Source organism: Gemmatimonadales bacterium (genome assembly GCA_036279355.1).
In the GTDB taxonomy this organism is placed as follows: Bacteria; Gemmatimonadota; Gemmatimonadetes; order Gemmatimonadales; family GWC2-71-9; genus DASQPE01.
This window is the reverse complement of the sequence record DASUJH010000051.1, coordinates 128,965-143,356: the sequence shown is the minus strand read 5'-3', so window position 1 is coordinate 143,356 and position 14,392 is coordinate 128,965. Positions and strand designations below refer to the sequence as shown.

The following is a 14,392-nucleotide window of genomic DNA, read 5'->3' as shown; positions in this document are numbered from 1 at the left end:
CCACACGCGGCGTCGCTGCGTCAGGCTTTCGCCCATTGCGCAAGATTCCCCACTGCTGCCTCCCGTAGGAGTCTGGGCCGTGTCTCAGTCCCAATGTGGCTGGCCATCCTCTCAGACCAGCTACCCGTCGTCGCCTTGGTGAGCCATGACCTCACCAACTAGCTGATAGGCCGCGAGGGCCTCCATCGGCGCATTGCTGCTTTCACCACCTCGAGATGCCCCGAAGCGGTCGTACGCGGTATTACCCGGCCGTTGGGCCGGCTATCCCCCGCCGATGGACAACTTCCTCACGTGTTACGCACCCGTTCGCCACTGAACCGGAGTTGCCCCCGGCCCCGTTCGACTTGCATGTGTTAGGCACGCCGCCAGCGTTCGTCCTGAGCCAGGATCAAACTCTCCAAGAGAAAAGCTTGATGTAGCTCGATCTGAACGACTTGGTTGTGTCGTCCGAATCACAAATGACAGAGTTTGCTACCCCACCCAACCGGCCTCTGTGTCCGATAGGGCGATAGGGTCCGCACCCCCTTCACGCTCACTCACTTCACTTGTCAAAGAGCTGCGGCCTAGAGCCGCTGCTGCTTATGAAACCGGAAACTCCCACCCGAGTTGGAAACCGAGCCAGGTTTTCCGACAGCCAAGTAATGTAACAGGATCGAACAGTCTGGTCAACCCCTGGCCCCCGCCGGCAGCGTGCCCCCAACTGCTGCCCTACTACCCACTTGCGTCAGGAATCGCGGCGGCGGGAGGAGGCCAATTGTAATCGCCCGTCCAGGGGCAGGCAACCCCTGTACACCTGCCGGCGCCGCTCAGCCTCCGGTGACGGCGGACACTGTTGCCGACAGGCCGGCGCCCTACCGTAGCTCCCTTCGCCGGCTCGGGCCACGACGGCCGGCCGGGCCCCCTCGGCCCCGGCCATTTGTGCTCCAAGTCGAGCGCCGCAACGAACCACCCGCACACGCCGATAAGGAATCCACGATGGCTACCAAACTAAACTCGCTCAGCGACCTCTTCGTCCACGAGCTGCCGGACATCTATGACGCCGAGCACCAGATCGTGAAGGCCCTGCCCAAGATGGCGCAGGCCGCCACCCACCCTGCCTTGCAGCAGGCGTTCGAGGAGCACCTTCGGCAGACCGAGGGCCACATCAGGCGCCTCGATCAGGTGTTCCAGATCCTCGGGATGCCCGCCAAGGGGCGCAAGTGCGAGGGCATGGCAGGGATTATCGAGGAAGGCAACAAGCTGATGCACGGCGATGCGCCTCCCGACGTTGTCGACGCCGCGCTCATCGGTGCGGCCCAGAAGGTGGAGCACTACGAGATCGCCACCTACGGCTGCCTCGCGACCTACGCCGAGCTGCTGGGTCAGAGCCAGATTCACGACCTGCTGGGCCAGACATTGAACGAGGAAGAGGAGACCGACCAGAAGCTCACGCGCATCGCGGAGTCGGTGGTCAACCGCGACGCCGAGCAGCCCGCTCAGGGGCGATCGGCGCGGTAGCATCACCTGGCCGCCTGCGCGGCAGGCGGCCCAGGTATCATCGATCCGGCGAACCGCGAGCCAAGGAGCGAGTATGCCACGCAAGCGCAAGAGCGGCGACGCGCCGCTTAGGAACGAGGAGATTGCCGGGTTCGGTGAAGAACAGCAGGAAGCCTCGATCCGGGCAAGCGCCCTGGACCCCAGCCGGAGCGACGCGGCCCGCGAGTACATCGAAGCGCACCAGGACGAGGCGCGCAACACTCCATCGTCGGCACGCGATACAGCGGGACCCGAGGACCAGACCGCGGAAGGGACGGCGCCACCTGGCTCACGCGGCACCGAGGGTAAGACCGCATCCCGCGGGCGCGGTAAGAAGGAGAACGAGCTGGAGAAGCACTGGGGGAAGTAGCGCGCCCGCCAGGATTCGAACCTGGGACCCACAGCTTAGAAGGCTGTTGCTCTATCCAACTGAGCTACGGGCGCCTCAGTGAGTGCCGGCGAAGGCGGATTTGCACGCCGGCATTTCCAGTGGAACGTAGCGGCGCCCCGGACGGCGGTCGAGCCTGGGGCGCGCTATATTGCGCCGCCATGCCCGACCTTACCCAGCACAAAGCCACGCCCGAGTGTCCCATGACGGCCCCGCACGACTGGGCCAGCTGCGGTATCGTACGGGCGCGCCATCGGTGCTCCGCCAGCATGAACGAGAAGATCGAGCAACAGATCCGTGACGAGCGGGAGCGCGAGCTGCAGCACGGTGGCGAGCATGCCGGCGGCTGAACGCCTTCGATCTTAGCCGGACCGGTCTTCGCGCCCGCTCTTGTCGCGGCCCAGCGCCCTGTGGAGAAACCGCTCGACCGGCCGCCCACCGATCAACACCAACAACATGAGCGCGGTGGCGATCAGCACGGCTGGCCAGAGGCCGGCACCGCAGGCGATCCCGAGAGCCGCCGCGAGCCAGATCGATGCGGCGGTCGTGAGACCCCGGACGGTCCGGCCCCCTTCGGGCCGCAGGATGACGCCAGCGCCCAGGAATCCGATGCCGGTGATGACGCCCTGCATGGCGCGCGAGGCCGGCTCCGGGTCGGAGCGCCCGGACGCCTCGGCCAAGCCATAGGCCGTAAGGGTGACGAGCGCCGCGCCCATCGTCACGAGCGCGTGCGTGCGGAGCCCGGCGGGCTTCTCCCGCAGGTCGCGATTCAGGCCGATGGCGCTGCCGACGACGACCGCCGCACCGAGTCGCAGAGCTATTTCTCCGACATCCATGGACGGCTCAGCCGTTCCCGGCCGCAAGGACCACGATGCTCCGCGCAAGCGTTTTCATATTATTCCTCACACGGCTCTCTCGTCCGCGGAAAGCCACAGCTACCACGCACGCCGGTGCGTATACGGCCGTGGATCGGGGCGCCGGGATTCGAACCCGGGACCTCCTGCGCCCAAAGCAGGCGCGCTACCGGACTGCGCCACACCCCGTCAAGACGGAGAGAAACCCGGGTCAACATAGCCAGCCCATGCGGGTCCGGCCAGCAGCGCCTTGTCCAATCCGGCACCGTCGCCCAACTTCGTTGCTGGCCGCGGGCATACACGTTGCGAACCGCTCCGTCGCCAGACCAGGACGACAAGCAGCAATTGCTCGACCGACCTCCGCCCGGGCGCGCCGCCCAGGCGACACCGCCGCCGAGAGGAGGCGCCTTGAACGGAGCCGCCGGGTCGTACGTGTTGGGCATCTCTGCGTACTACCACGACAGCGCGGCCTGCCTGCTGCGCGACGGGGAGATCCTCGCCGCAGCGCAGGAGGAGCGCTTCACGCGGAAGAAGGGCGATGCCTCCTTCCCCACCCACGCTGTGGCGTACTGTCTACAATCTGCGGGCATCGAGCCCCAGGATGTGGCCGCTGCCGGCTTCTATGACAAGCCCCTCCTCAAGTTTGAGCGGATCCTCGAAACCTACCTCGGCATTGCGCCGCGGGGGGTGCCGTCGTTCCTCAAGGCCGGCCCGCTCTGGATCAAGGAGAAGATCTTCACCCACCGCGATCTCCGCGCGTCGCTCGGCCGCTACGAGGGGCCGATCTTCTACGCCGAGCACCACGAATCGCATGCGGCGAGCGCGTTCTTTCCGTCACCGTTCGAGGAGGCCGCGATCCTCACGATGGACGGCGTCGGAGAGTGGGCGACGACGTCGTACGGGGTGGGACGCGGAGCCGATCTCGAGATCCTCAAAGAACTCCACTGGCCCGATTCGCTCGGGCTGCTCTACTCCGCGTTCACCTACTACACCGGGTTCAAGGTGAACTCCGGTGAGTACAAGGTGATGGGCTTGGCCCCCTACGGGCGGCCCAAGTACGTGGATCTGATTCTTCGGGAGCTGATCGACCTGCGCGAGGACGGCTCGTTCCGACTGAACCAAGCGTACTTCAATTACCTGGGTGGCCTCACGATGACGAACGGTGCCTTCAGTCGGCTGTTCGGTGGGCCGCCGCGGGTGCCCGAATCGAAGCTGACGCAGAAGGAGATGGATCTCGCGCGCTCGGTCCAGGTCGTGTGCGAGGAAGTGGTGCTCCGGCTTGGGCGCACGGTGCACCGGGAGACCGGGCTCTCGCGGCTTTGCCTCGCCGGCGGCGTGGCGCTCAACTGCGTGGCCAACGGGCGGCTTCTGCGGGAGGGGCCTTTCGACGCGATCTGGATCCAGCCCGCCTCGGGCGATGCCGGCGGGGCGCTCGGCGTGGCGCAGCTCATCCACCATCGAGTCCACGGGAAACCGCGGCGCGTGACGCCGGGGCGCGACGCCATGCGGGGGTCATATCTCGGCCCCGAATTCTCGCCGGATGAGATCGAACGCTTTCTCGCGGCATCCAACGCCGTCGCGACGCGGCTCGACCGGGACGAGTTGCTGGACCGGGTCGCACGAGAGCTGGCGGACGAGCGAATTGTGGGCTGGTTCAACGGCCGGATGGAATTCGGCCCGCGCGCGCTCGGGGCGCGGAGTATCCTAGGCGACCCGCGAAGCCCCCGCATGCAGGCGCAGATGAATCTCAAGATCAAGTTCCGGGAGGGCTTCCGGCCGTTCGCGCCCAGCGTGCTCCGCGAGCGCGTGAGCGAGTACTTCGAGCTCGACAGCGACTCCCCGTACATGCTCCTCGTCGCGCCGGTCAGGCGGGAGCGCCAGATCCCGATGACCGACGCGCAGCAGGCGCTCTGGGGCATCGATCAGCTCAACGTGGTGCGCTCGGACCTGCCGGCGATCACCCACATCGACTACTCGGCGCGGGTGCAGACGGTCACGCACCACACGAACCCCGACTACTACGATCTCATTCGCGCCTTTGAGCGGCTCACCGGCTGCGGGGTGCTCGTCAATACGTCGTTCAACGTCCGCGGCGAGCCGATCGTGTGTACGCCGGCCGACGCGTACCAGTGCTTCATGCGCACCGAAATCGATTTGCTCGTGCTCGGGCCGTACCTGCTCGAGAAGCGGGACCAACCAGCGTACAAGGGTGGCCTCGAATGGCAGCGCGAGTTCCAGCTCGATTGACGGCGGCCGACGGACGCAAGTTCGGCCTCGTGCTGGGTGCGGCGTTTCTCGCGTTGGGGGCGCTGCTCTGGTGGCGTGGACGGTTTCCCGCGGCGGAGGTCGGAGGGGCGCTCGGCGCGGCGCTGGTGGCGGGCGCGGCGCTGATTCCGACGCGGCTCGGCCCGGTGCAGCGAGTGTGGATGGGCTTCGGCGCGGCGCTCTCGAAGGTCACGTCGCCCATCGCCATGGGCATTCTGTACTTCGTCGTGTTGACGCCGGTCGGCGTGCTCCGGCGCGCGTTCGGCGGCAACCCGCTGGCGCACGGAGCGCCGGACGGCAGCTACTGGATCGCGCGAGCGGCCGACAAGCGGCGCAGCGACCTCAGACGCCAATTCTAGGAGGCAGCGTGCAGGACTCGAGCTTGACGCGCGAACTGTGGGAGTTCATGCGCGTGCGGAGAAAGTGGTGGCTCGTGCCCCTCGTGCTCACGCTGTTCATCGTGGGCGCCATTCTCGTGTTCGCGCAGGGCTCCGCGCTCGCGCCGTTCATTTACACGGTGTTCTGAGCGCGTGCCCAATCAGGCTCGAACGCCGCGACGGGCGGTCGCGGCGCTCCTGGCGCTGTGCGTACTGGTAAGCCTTGGCCTCTCGGAGCTCGCCTGCCGCTGGCTGCTGCCGCGGCCGGGATACGTGGCGCAGGGCTCGCTCGACCAGATGCGCGCCGCGTGGCGGACCGATTCGGCGCGGGGCTACGCGTTCGCCCCCAACCTCGTGCGCAAGGTCACTCAGCTCGACTACCAGGTCACGCTTGCAACCAATGCGTTGGGGTTGCGCAGCGGTCCGATTGACACGACCGACGCGGACGACCCGCGGCTGCTCGCGATCGGCGATTCGTTTACGGCCGGCACCGGCGTGGAGGCTGATTCTACGTGGCCGGCCCGCCTGCAGGCCGACCTCAGGCAGCAGGACGGCCGGTTTTCCGGAGTCCGGGTCGTCAACGCCGGGGTCCCCGGCTACAGTCTGCGGCAGATGCGCGCCACCGCCGATGCGCTGATACCCCGCATACGGCCGCGGTTGCTCGTGGTCGGGCTCTTCGCCGAAGCGCAGAGCCGGCTGCGCGACCCGTTCATGCTGGTGGATGGCTACATCGTCAAGCAGGACGAGGCCGAGGACGTGAAGGGCGTGTCCGACGGGCTGCTCTACTCCCGCATGCATCGCCCCTGGGTCAAGTCGCTCGATTTCTGGCTGGACCAGCACTTCTACGTCGGGGCATACGCGTTCAAGGCGGCGTATGCGGTATACGACTGGCTGACCAACCTCGAGCATCGTCCCGCGGCAAGTCCGGAGCCGGGGGCGCACCCGGCGGCCGGTGGGGCGACCGAGTACCTGGCCGCGATCGACAGCGAGCTCACCGCCCTGGATTCGCTCACCACGACAGGCGGCGTGCCGATGATCGTCATGCTGATCGCGGGGCAGGAGGATTCCGGCGACTTTTCCGCCTCCGACCACGAGCTCAACGACTCGGTTGCGGCGTTCTGCGCGCGGCTCAACATCCCGGTCTACGATCCGCTGCCGCTGCTCGAACGCACCGCTGCCGGACGGCCGATCTATCGATTTCGGCACGATTGGCACTGGAGCGCGGCCGCGCACGCGTTGGCGGCCGACCATCTGGCCGCCGCGATTCTCGAGCGGCCGGCGCTCACGCGCGCGATTACCGGAGGCGAGCCGCGAGCGCCCGCCATGCCCGCCCCCGGTGACTTACCGCGTCTTTCTCGGCGTCCTCGGCTTCCCCAAAGGTCTTCCCCAGATCCGCGCTGAAGAAAAGCGGATCGTATCCGAACCCGCGGCTGCCGCGCGGCTCCTCGAGCAGCGTGCCCGCGCAGGCCCCCTCGAACAGCTCTGCCGGCGCGGTGGGCGCCGGGAGGTAGGCGAGTACGCAGCGATAGCGTGCGAGCCGCCGGGATGGCGGCGCGCCGGCCAGCCGGGCGAGCAACGCCGCGTTGTTCGCGTCGTCGAGCGCGCTACCGTGGAGGGAGGCGGCGCCGAGCGCGTCGAGCGCCCAGCGTTTCGACCGGACGCCGGGAGCGCCGCCCAGCGCGATCACCTCGAGGCCAGAATCGTCGGCCACTGTGGGAAGGAAGGTGCGACGGGCAAAGTACTCGGCCTTGGCGCGCGCGTTCTCGGCGTACGTCTCGCCGAGCTCCAGGGCGTCCTCCGCGGGGTCGATCGGAATGCCGAGATCGTCGGGAAACGTCGGCTCCAGGTCAAGCGGGGCGAGGAGGCGGCGCACCTCGCGCTGCTTGCCAACGCTTCGGGTGGCGACGAGGAGTTTCACCAGCCCAGGGCGCGGCGCTGGGCAGCAAAGAGATCGGCGATGCCGCGCTCGGCGAGATCTACGAGGGCGCGGAGCTCGGCGCGGGAGAAGGTGCCGTGCTCGCCGGTCCCCTGCACTTCGACGAAATCGTCCGGCTCGAGCATCACGACGTTGAAGTCGACGCCCGCGTCCCGGTCCTCGAGATAGGCGAGGTCGAGTCGGAGCTCCGCATCGACCATGCCGACCGAGACGGCGCCCACGAGCCGGCCGAAGGGCGAAGGGGCGCCGGTCTGCGCCGCGAGCCAGGCGCACGCGTCGGCGAGTGCCACACACCCACCGGTGATGCTGGCGGTCCGGGTGCCGCCGTCGGCCTGCAGGACGTCGCAATCCACCCGGATGGTGTATTCGCCAAACGTCATGCTCGACATCGCGGCGCGGAGCGAGCGACCGATGAGCCGCTGGATCTCATGCGTCCGACCACCCGGGCCACTGCGCTCCCGGGGAGTGCGTTCCTGCGTCGCGCGGGGGAGCATGGCGTACTCGGCGGTGACCCATCCCTCGCCGCTGCCCTTCTTGAACGGCGGCACACCCTCGGCCACGCTTGCCGTGCAATGGACGAGGGTTCCGCCCGTGCGGATCAGGCAGGATCCTTCGGCGTAGGGATTGGCGCCGCGCTCCAGCACCAGCGGGCGGAGCTGGTCGTTCGCTCTTCCGTCGGGACGCGGCAGAACCGGCTCCGATCAGAGCGGCTCTTCGGCGCGGGGCCGGAGCACGAAGGTGTGCTTGAACAATGGCAGGCTCACGCTGTCGCGGTACTGCGCCTGGACGACGAAGTCGCGGCTGCCGCGGATGATCCGGAAAGGAATTCGGCGGCCGGGCCCGAAGATGTCGCCCACCTTGGCGTCGAGGCGCCGCTGGATCACGTCGTCGGTGATGCCGGGTGCCACGCGCGCGTTCACCTGCATCTCGTCGACCAGTTGGTAGTACCGCCAGTACACCTCGCCGATGTTGACACCGTAGTAAAGGGCGATGACCAGAACGAGCAGCGACAGCAGGCACCCGAGGCTGCCGGCGCCCCGGCGGTTCCGATCCGCGATCGTCACCATTGAGATTGCGCTCCCTCGACGATATTGGTCTGCAACTGATCGTATGCCTTGCTGCGGCCTTCCGTCTCCTGGCCTGGCGCGTAGTCGCCCTGGAGTGTGAGTCCCTGCCGCTGCCAGATTGTCTTGTTCTTCTTCTGGCTCACGATCTCCACCGAGACGACGATCTGGACCAACCGGCGGTTCACGTCCACCTGATTGTTCTGCGTGCCGTTGTACGAAATGGGCAGATCCGGCTCGTAGCGGGAGATCACGCCCCGGACGATGGCATCTGCGGAGCTCTCGCCGGCCGGCCGCAGACCGAGTCGGTTCTGCATCGCTTGCCGCACGGCATCCTGCACTTCCTGCGTGAGGGTAGGTTCGGGCGTCAGGTTATCGAACGGCAGCACGGCAACGGTCCGGATGTCGGGCGGCAGCCCGCCGCCCGCAAAACCGTACGCGCAACCGGCCAGCGCGACCACCACCGAGACCGCAACCACCCGCAATGCCGCCGGCGCGAGCCAACCCGCGGCGGGCACGAGCTTCGGCACGCGCTGATCAGTGCTTGGCCGGCGGTGACCAGATGTCCGGCGCAAACGGATCGGTCCTGGAAGTCTTCGTGAAGGTCAGATCGAGCCGGGCCGGCGCCGACGGCACCGTGAGGCGTGATGTCGCCGGCAGGCCGTCGGGACCAAGGGTCGTCTCGACCCGGCCGACGATCTTGCCCGCGGAACGCACGTCCGCGCGGAACTTCACCGGCGTGCCGCTCGTGCGGGAATACTCGACGGTGTCGGGGCCGTGCACGTACTGCCAGGCCGTAAGGTCGGCGTGGGTGAGGCCGCGGAGCTCGGCGCCGGCATCGGGCATCCTGGCGACGCCCAGGAGCGCCCACATGAGGGGATAGTTGGGAACGAGTTTCTTGATGGCATCCTCAGGCTGCACCCAGAGGGCGGAGTCGCCGACCACCGCAGCGGCACTGGCCCCACTGCCGAAAGGGCCGGCGACGTCGAACCGCAGCGAATCCGGCGGCTCCACCCGCGCGCTTCCGCGGCCGCCGGCACTCGAGCGCTGATCGCGGAACAGCCACTTGAAGCGCAGCAGTTGCGGCGCGGAGGGTACCGTCGGGCGGACCCACGCCGCCACCTGCTCGGCGGACACGGGCTCGGCCGACTCCGGCACGATCGGCCCCGGCGCCGAATGGCATCCCGCGATGATGGCGAATAGGCCAAGATAGAGAGCTAAACGTTTCGGTGTCAACAAGTATCGCTCGGGTCCGGGGTGCGCACGGGCGCGGATCGGAGCGAAGCTACCCGGGCCGCGGGGGCGAAACAAGCATTCGAGCGCCGCTCATGGGAGGCGGCGGACGGCGATGATTCGATCGCCCTGGGTGAGGTCGTAGAGCGCCGACGCGGTGGCGTCCACCACCCGTCCGAAGACGGTGTAGCTGCCGTCCAGATGCGGCTGCGGGCTCAGGTTGACGAACCACTGGCTGTTGCCGGTGTCGGGACCGGAGAGCGCCATGCCGAGGACCGGCCCGTCGTAGCGCACGCGGTTGATCTCGTCTCGGATCGCGCCGGGCGGGCCGCCCCATCCGTCGCCGCGGGGATCGCCGTCCTGGATCACGAAGTCGGGGACAACGCGGTGCCAGCGGTTGCCGTCGAAGAATCCCGCGTCCACCAGCTCGAGGAAGTGTGCGGCGGTGAGCGGCGCGTCCGCGCCGAGCAGCTCAACGGTGAAGGTGCCGCGCTCCTCCGTCTCGAACGCAACTCGGAGGAGGCGTTTCGATGCCGCGCCCACGATGAATCGGCGGACGATGGACTGGTAGGCCGATGCATCGCGTCCGGTGGCGATCGGATGCGCGGGACCCCAACGTTCGGCGAGCGCCGGCCAATTGCGCTCCGCCCACGCGCGCAGGAGGTAGTTCTCCGGCCCCGGCACGTCCGCGACGAAGCCCTCGCGGAGCGCTGCCGCCGCGGAGTCGGACGTTTTCGCGATGGCAGCGAGTGCACTGAGCGCGGAAAGTGCCGCCTCGGGAAACGAGTCACGTTTTGCCGCGTGATACGCGGCGATGAGCGCGGGGACGTCGCGCGGATCCGCTGCCCGGGCGAGGACGTCGGCGGCGAGGCTTCGCACGGCGGCATCGGGGGCGGCAAGGCGCGGCCGCGCGACGGCCACGAGCACAGGATCGGGACCTTCCACCGCGCCAGTCCAGGCTTGCAGTCCCCAGGCGACGACGCGCGAATCGGGATCGCGGAGCCACGCGGGTTCGCCGGTACCGGCACGCGCGGTGCCGCCGGACTCGACCCAGCCCTCGGCGGCGGCGGCGCGGTCGCGCCAATCGCCGCTCGCAGTCCAATCCCGCGCCGCCACGGCGAATGCCGCCGTGTCCGAATGCGCGAGGGCGAGGAGAGCCTCACGGCGCACCGCCCAGGGTTGCACGGAATCGTGTGCTGCGGCCGCGAGGGCGTGGACCGCCACCGTGCCGCCGAGCCGGCCAAGGGCCGTGGCGGCAGCGACGCGCGCATTCGGAAACGAGTCGTCGAGACCCGGCGCGACCACCGGCCCGAAGCCCGAGTCCGCGTACGTGGCCAGCGCGAGCATGGCGTGGATGCGGACGCCGGGGTCATCGTCCGCAGTAAGGCGCGCGAGCTTTGCGCTCACGTCGGCGGCGTCGAGCCCCGATTCGGTTACGAACCGCCGCACAAGCGCGCGGGCGGCAAGCGCGCGTACGCGTGCGAGGCGATCGTCGAGCGCCGCCGCCAGGTCGAGCGCCGCCGCGGGCGCGCGAAGCCGAGCGAGTGAGTAGACGGCGCGCCACCGCAACGCATCCGAGGGCGAGCGCGAGTAGCGGAGAAGCTGGGGGATCGGAGCGGCCTCCTCGAGGCGCCATGCCTCGAGGAGCGCCGCGGCGATGGCGGCGCGAGGCACGGGCCGGGTGCGGCTGAGCAAGCGGGCAACCGCGGCAGCCGCGTCGCCGCCGCCGATGCGGGCGATCGCCGTCGCCGCCTCCGCCGACTCGGCCGCATCGCGGAATGGCGCGCGGAAGAGGCGGCGGGCCAGCGCCGGTACCGCCGCCGTGTCCCGCAGCAGCCCGAGCGCGAACGCCGCGTCGGCGCCGACCGCGGTGTCGGGATCGGTGAGGAGCGGAACGAGGAGGTGCGTGCCGCGCCTGTCGCCGATCCGACCGATGGCCAGCGCGGCGTGCCGGCGCACGAGCGGGGCGGGGCTTTGCACCCCGCGGCTCAAGAGGGCCGCGTCGTATGCTCGCGCATCTTCCGCGGCGAGCAGCGCCGCGAGCTGCCCGACCCTGTCCGCCCGACCAGAATTCGCCGACTGCGCGCCGAGCGGCGCGGCCACCGCGCTACTCGAGCCGAGCAATGCGAGGGCGGCCGCGGCAAGATGGCGCAGCGTACCTCGCCCGCGGCCGCGTGCCGCCGCACCGCTCACGTGACGCGCACGGGATCAGGCACAGCGGTGAGCCGGCGGGCCAGCTCGTCGGGCAGCCGAGTGAGCGCCATCGTCCGATCGAGGGGAAAGAGCGTGACGGTGGCCGTCGCGAGCAACTGGCCGGCATCGGCCGGCTGGTCGATGCGATCGACCGCATAGCCGAATCCGATCCGGCGCGACGCGACGTCGCGCACCCAGCAGCGCACGCGGATCCGATCGTCGTAGTGCGCGGCGTTGCGGTAGCGGATCGCGAGATCGCCCACCGCGAGCCGGAGCCCGCTCGCCTCGAGCTCGCGATAGCTGAGCCCGGTGAGGCGGAGGTGCTCGCAGCGCGCCACATCGAGCCACACGAGATAGCGGGCGTGGTAGACCACACCCATTTGATCGGTTTCCGAGTAGTTCACCCGCACGAAGGTCTCGGATACCGCGATCCGCTCCGCTTGCCCGCTCATCCCGTCCTCGGCATGTTTCCGCCCGTGCTGGGAGACGCCCTCGTCATCATCTCCGACGCCCATCTCGGATACGCATTCCCCGGCCGTGACGCACCACGCCGGGTCGAAGCCGTACTGCTCGATTTTCTGGATCTCGTCCCGAGGCTGGGCGATTCGCTGCTCGTGAACGGCGATCTATTCGAATTCTGGTTCGCCTACGAGCGTGTCATCCCGCGCGGGGGGTTCCGCGCCGCGGCGGCGTTGGCGCAGCTCGCGCGGCGGATGCCGGTGCTCATGGTGGGCGGCAACCACGACCGCTGGGGGCGCGCGTTCTGGCAGCGCGACGTCGGGCTCCACTTTGCGCCCGACCGGCTCGAGTTCTCGGTCGGCGATCGCCGGGGACTCGCGCTGCATGGAGACGGCATCGGATATGGGCGGCTGCGCTCGGGCCTGCTGCACCGGCTCGTGAGCAGCCGGCTGGCCTCGGCTGCGTATCGCGCGCTGCATCCCGAGCTGGGCATTCCGCTGGTGGACGCGCTGAGCGCGCGGCTGGGCGACCACGGCACCGAAGGCCCCACCGTGGACCGCGCCGTGGCCCAGCAGCAAGCCTGGGCCGAGCGCACGCTCGCCGAGCGGCCCGAGCTTGGACTCATCGTGCTGGGTCACACCCACCGGCCAGTGCTGTGCGAGCCGGCGCCGGGACGGCAGTATCTCAATCCGGGCGCCTGGTTCGACGGCTTCCGCTACGCGATTGCGACTGCGCGCGGCGCCGAGCTGCGCCAGTTCAACCCAGCGGAACCACCGTCACCGGCGATTCCGCCAGGCGATCGCCGATGAAGCGGGCGCCGACCTGCCGGAACCGCGCCTCGTCGTCGCTCACGGTGAAGCGGTGCGTGATAGCCGCCGCCATGGACTCGCGCGAGGCGAGACCGCGCTTCGCAAGCACGCGTGACAACTCGCCGGCCGTTTCCTCCGCGCTGTCGATCAGCACGACCTCGGGCCCCATCACCCGCTGCAGGAGCGGCTTGAGCAGCGGATAGTGGGTGCAGCCGAGCACCAGCGTGTCCACGCCGGCGCGGGAGAGCGGCGCCACATATTCGCGCGCCACGAGCTCGGCGGCCGGGTGATCGAACCATCCCTCCTCGACGAGCGGGACGAACAGCGGACAGGCGCGCTGCTCCACGCGGATGCCGGGCGCCACCGCATGGATGGCGCGCGCGTAGGCATCGCTCGCGATCGTGCCGGCGGTGCCGATCACGCCGATCGGACCGCCGCGCGCCGCGCGGACGGCCGCGCGTGCCCCCGGTCCGATGACGCCGACCACCGGCACCGGTGACGCGGCGCGCAACGCGTCGAGCGCATGCGCGGTGCTCGTGTTGCAGGCGACGACGACCGCTTTCACGCCCTGCGTGAGGAGCCAATCGAGAATTTCGCGGCTGTAGCGGCGGACGGTCTCGGGCGACTTGGGCCCGTACGGCACCCGCGCCGTATCGCCGAAGTAGAGCGTGGACTCCGCCGGCAGGCAGTCGTAGATCGCGCGGGTGACGGTGAGGCCCCCGATGCCGGAATCGAAGATGCCGACGGGCGCCGCGACGTCCGCCGTCACGGCACGCGCACCGGCAGCGAGAATCCCGCGTCCATCCCGCGGGGTGTGCGGCGAAGCTTGAGCTCCGCCGGGAAATCCGACAGATGGGCGGCGACGAACGCCTCGAGCCCGGCGAGCAGGTGGTTCACCGCGAGCAATACGAGCCAATCCTCGCGGCTCTGCGACTTGGAGTCGATCGTCACGCTGTCGGCCCCGCTCTGCCGCAGCTGACTCAGGTCACGGCTCGTCTTGATGCTCATGCCGAGCGTCACCGCTTCAGCGGCGATAAAGAATCCCGCCGCGAAATGGTGGCCGAGCTTGAGCTGCCCCCATCCGGGGAGGAGGAGCGAGCGCCAGAGCGCGGCACCCGGCGAGACGCGGAGCACGCCGAGGGAATCGGGAAGCCGGACGGCGGCGGTGTCGGCCGCGGTGGCAGACAGGCTGTCGCTGCGGAGGCTATCGACGCGCGCGCTGTCGGCGCGCGCGCTGTCGACGCGCACCGTGCTCGTGTCCTGCGCGGCGAGTGTGACCGGGGCGACGCACAAGGCAAG

The 14,392-nt window shown here is 69.2% G+C and carries 18 protein-coding genes, 2 tRNA genes and 1 rRNA gene; 8 read left to right on the top strand and 13 right to left on the bottom strand.

What is annotated here, in order from left to right; all coding sequences use genetic code 11:
- A 16S ribosomal RNA gene (locus tag VFW66_13250) occupies window positions 1-404 on the bottom strand; the annotation flags it as partial.
- A gap of 571 nt (window positions 405-975) precedes the next feature.
- On the opposite strand from VFW66_13250, the gene VFW66_13245 reads away from it, so the two are divergent.
- The gene (locus VFW66_13245; protein HEX5387663.1) at window positions 976-1,497 is read left to right on the top strand and encodes a ferritin-like domain-containing protein; all 522 of its coding nucleotides are present in this window, start codon (window positions 976-978) and stop codon (window positions 1,495-1,497) included.
- A gap of 73 nt (window positions 1,498-1,570) precedes the next feature.
- Entirely contained in the window at window positions 1,571-1,885 is a 315-nt protein-coding gene (locus VFW66_13240; protein ID HEX5387662.1) for a hypothetical protein, read from the top strand.
- Here the strand turns inward: VFW66_13240 and VFW66_13235 are convergent.
- Window positions 1,886-1,959 (bottom strand) — tRNA-Arg (locus VFW66_13235).
- A 105-nt stretch (window positions 1,960-2,064) separates the two neighbouring features.
- On the opposite strand from VFW66_13235, the gene VFW66_13230 reads away from it, so the two are divergent.
- Window positions 2,065-2,253 (top strand): hypothetical protein, encoded by a 189-nt coding sequence (locus tag VFW66_13230; GenBank protein HEX5387661.1) that lies wholly within the window; start codon window positions 2,065-2,067, stop codon window positions 2,251-2,253.
- A gap of 12 nt (window positions 2,254-2,265) precedes the next feature.
- Here the strand turns inward: VFW66_13230 and VFW66_13225 are convergent, their stop codons facing one another.
- On the bottom strand, window positions 2,266-2,739 hold the full coding sequence (locus VFW66_13225) for an MgtC/SapB family protein (protein ID HEX5387660.1): 474 nt from the start codon (window positions 2,737-2,739) through the stop codon (window positions 2,266-2,268).
- A gap of 133 nt (window positions 2,740-2,872) precedes the next feature.
- Window positions 2,873-2,946 (bottom strand) — tRNA-Pro (locus VFW66_13220).
- Between the two features lie 219 nt (window positions 2,947-3,165).
- On the opposite strand from VFW66_13220, the gene VFW66_13215 reads away from it, so the two are divergent.
- The 4 genes from VFW66_13215 to VFW66_13200 are packed head-to-tail and all read left to right on the top strand — an operon-like array spanning window position 3,166 to window position 6,800.
- Complete coding sequence (locus VFW66_13215) at window positions 3,166-5,004, top strand: carbamoyltransferase (protein ID HEX5387659.1); 1,839 nt, start codon at window positions 3,166-3,168, stop codon at window positions 5,002-5,004.
- Window positions 5,001-5,381 (top strand): SxtJ family membrane protein, encoded by a 381-nt coding sequence (locus tag VFW66_13210; protein ID HEX5387658.1) that lies wholly within the window; start codon window positions 5,001-5,003, stop codon window positions 5,379-5,381. Before VFW66_13215 ends, VFW66_13210 begins: the two co-directional genes overlap by 4 nt.
- A 23-nt stretch (window positions 5,382-5,404) precedes the next feature.
- Complete coding sequence (locus VFW66_13205) at window positions 5,405-5,548, top strand: DUF5989 family protein (protein HEX5387657.1); 144 nt, start codon at window positions 5,405-5,407, stop codon at window positions 5,546-5,548.
- 4 nt (window positions 5,549-5,552) lie between these two features.
- Complete coding sequence (locus VFW66_13200; protein ID HEX5387656.1) at window positions 5,553-6,800, top strand: hypothetical protein; 1,248 nt, start codon at window positions 5,553-5,555, stop codon at window positions 6,798-6,800.
- On the opposite strand, the gene VFW66_13195 is transcribed toward VFW66_13200, so the two are convergent.
- From VFW66_13195 to VFW66_13165, 7 genes are all read right to left on the bottom strand, one after another.
- Entirely contained in the window at window positions 6,694-7,317 is a 624-nt protein-coding gene (locus VFW66_13195; protein ID HEX5387655.1) for a non-canonical purine NTP pyrophosphatase, read from the bottom strand. The genes VFW66_13200 and VFW66_13195 overlap by 107 nt on opposite strands.
- A complete protein-coding gene (gene rph / locus VFW66_13190) occupies window positions 7,314-8,024 on the bottom strand; it encodes a ribonuclease PH (protein HEX5387654.1) in 711 nt (236 codons plus the stop codon). Before rph ends, VFW66_13195 begins: the two co-directional genes overlap by 4 nt.
- A 12-nt stretch (window positions 8,025-8,036) precedes the next feature.
- Complete coding sequence (locus VFW66_13185; protein ID HEX5387653.1) at window positions 8,037-8,402, bottom strand: hypothetical protein; 366 nt, start codon at window positions 8,400-8,402, stop codon at window positions 8,037-8,039.
- On the bottom strand, window positions 8,396-8,929 hold the full coding sequence (locus VFW66_13180) for a DUF4136 domain-containing protein (protein ID HEX5387652.1): 534 nt from the start codon (window positions 8,927-8,929) through the stop codon (window positions 8,396-8,398). Before VFW66_13180 ends, VFW66_13185 begins: the two co-directional genes overlap by 7 nt.
- 7 nt (window positions 8,930-8,936) lie before the next feature.
- A complete protein-coding gene (locus VFW66_13175) occupies window positions 8,937-9,536 on the bottom strand; it encodes a hypothetical protein (GenBank protein HEX5387651.1) in 600 nt (199 codons plus the stop codon).
- Between the two features lie 189 nt (window positions 9,537-9,725).
- Entirely contained in the window at window positions 9,726-11,825 is a 2,100-nt protein-coding gene (locus VFW66_13170) for a peptidylprolyl isomerase (protein HEX5387650.1), read from the bottom strand.
- Complete coding sequence (locus tag VFW66_13165) at window positions 11,822-12,277, bottom strand: thioesterase family protein (protein ID HEX5387649.1); 456 nt, start codon at window positions 12,275-12,277, stop codon at window positions 11,822-11,824. Before VFW66_13165 ends, VFW66_13170 begins: the two co-directional genes overlap by 4 nt.
- Window positions 12,278-12,301: 24 nt before the next feature.
- Between VFW66_13165 and VFW66_13160 the strand changes: the two genes are divergently transcribed.
- On the top strand, window positions 12,302-13,093 hold the full coding sequence (locus VFW66_13160) for a metallophosphoesterase (protein ID HEX5387648.1): 792 nt from the start codon (window positions 12,302-12,304) through the stop codon (window positions 13,091-13,093).
- Here the strand turns inward: VFW66_13160 and murI are convergent.
- Together murI and VFW66_13150 are read right to left on the bottom strand one after the other, a co-directional pair.
- Window positions 13,041-13,862 (bottom strand): glutamate racemase, encoded by an 822-nt coding sequence (gene murI, locus VFW66_13155; GenBank protein ID HEX5387647.1) that lies wholly within the window; start codon window positions 13,860-13,862, stop codon window positions 13,041-13,043. The two genes, VFW66_13160 and murI, sit on opposite strands and share 53 nt — an antisense overlap.
- Window positions 13,859-14,386, bottom strand: coding sequence for a hypothetical protein (locus VFW66_13150; GenBank protein ID HEX5387646.1), 528 nt, complete (start codon window positions 14,384-14,386; stop codon window positions 13,859-13,861). The genes murI and VFW66_13150 overlap by 4 nt, the downstream gene beginning before the upstream one ends.
- Window positions 14,387-14,392 lie beyond the last annotated feature (6 nt).

Coding starts and splice junctions, on each gene's coding strand:
- VFW66_13245 (HEX5387663.1), top strand. CDS start 976: ATGGCTACCAAACTAAACTCGCTCAGCGACCTCTTCGTCCACGAGCTG.
- VFW66_13240 (HEX5387662.1), top strand. CDS start 1,571: ATGCCACGCAAGCGCAAGAGCGGCGACGCGCCGCTTAGGAACGAGGAG.
- VFW66_13230 (HEX5387661.1), top strand. CDS start 2,065: ATGCCCGACCTTACCCAGCACAAAGCCACGCCCGAGTGTCCCATGACG.
- VFW66_13225 (HEX5387660.1), bottom strand. CDS start 2,739: ATGGATGTCGGAGAAATAGCTCTGCGACTCGGTGCGGCGGTCGTCGTC.
- VFW66_13185 (HEX5387653.1), bottom strand. CDS start 8,402: ATGGTGACGATCGCGGATCGGAACCGCCGGGGCGCCGGCAGCCTCGGG.
- VFW66_13165 (HEX5387649.1), bottom strand. CDS start 12,277: ATGAGCGGGCAAGCGGAGCGGATCGCGGTATCCGAGACCTTCGTGCGG.